The sequence below is a fragment of the Frankia tisae genome (assembly GCF_025403405.1).
GTDB classification, from domain to species: domain Bacteria; phylum Actinomycetota; class Actinomycetes; order Frankiales; family Frankiaceae; genus Frankia; species Frankia tisai.
The window spans coordinates 1-945 of sequence record NZ_JANEZT010000740.1 but is presented as its reverse complement, the minus strand read 5'-3'; the positions used below and the strand labels follow the sequence as shown (position 1 = coordinate 945).

Annotated in this window: 1 protein-coding gene; it reads right to left on the bottom strand. The window is 78.1% G+C overall.

The annotated features are described in order from the left end of the window. Positions 1 to 945, bottom strand: a 945-nt coding sequence (locus NBZ85_RS31430; protein ID WP_261563459.1) for a cobalamin biosynthesis protein, incomplete at both ends; no start/stop codon positions are given.

Genomic DNA, 945 nt, shown 5'->3' with positions numbered 1-945 from the left:
GCCGACCAGCGCCGACGCTGCGAGGCAGACTGCGCCGGCCGCGCCGGACAGCCGGGCGGCGGCGACGACGTCGGCCCCCCGTGGTGGTCGGCCGAAACCCAGCTCGGGCCGGTACTCGACCCGGTACGGGTAGCGCAGTTCCCCGCCGAGGCGCAGGCCCAGCGCCCCGGCGAACGCGGCCTCGACCATCCCCGCGTTCGGACTCGGATGGGACCGGCCGTCGCGGCGCATCACCCAGAACGCGTCGGCGGCGCTGCCCCCGACGACCGGCGCGCACAGGCAGGTCGCGAGCGCGCACAGCCGGGCCGGCAGGAGGTTCACCAGATCGTCGAGGCGGGCCGCCGCCCACCCGAACCGTTCGTAGCGGTCGCTGTGATGCCCGATCATCGCGTCGAGGGTGTTCACCACCCGGTAGCCGGCCAGCCCCGGCAGCCCGGCGACCGTCCCCCACCACAGCGGCGCGGCCACGGCGTCGCAGGTGTTCTCGGCGATCGACTCGATGGCGCCGCGGGCGATCCCCGCCTCGTCGAGCAGCGACGGGTCCCGCCCGCACAGCGTTGGCAGCCGCGCCCGGGCGGCGGTCAGGTCGCCGGCGAGCAGCTCGGCACCGAGCCGCCGACCGTGACGGCGCAGCGACGCCCCCCCGAGCACCACCCAGGTCGCCACCGCGGTCATCGCGACCGCCGCGCCGCCGCGGTCCCAGCCGCCGGGCCGGTCCCAGCCGCCGGGCCGGTCCGGCGTGGACCGCGCCCGCACCGCCCGGGGACGTACCCATGCGTGTTCGACGGCGGCGGCGGGAACGGCGACGGCGGCCAGCAGCACAGTGGTGTGCAACGCGCCGGCGGCGCGGCCGTCCCGGTAGAGCAGCCGTTCCAACCGGCCGGCGGCCCGTCCGAACCCGGCGACGGGGTGCAGCCGCGCCGGATCGGCGAGCAGGGCGTCGAC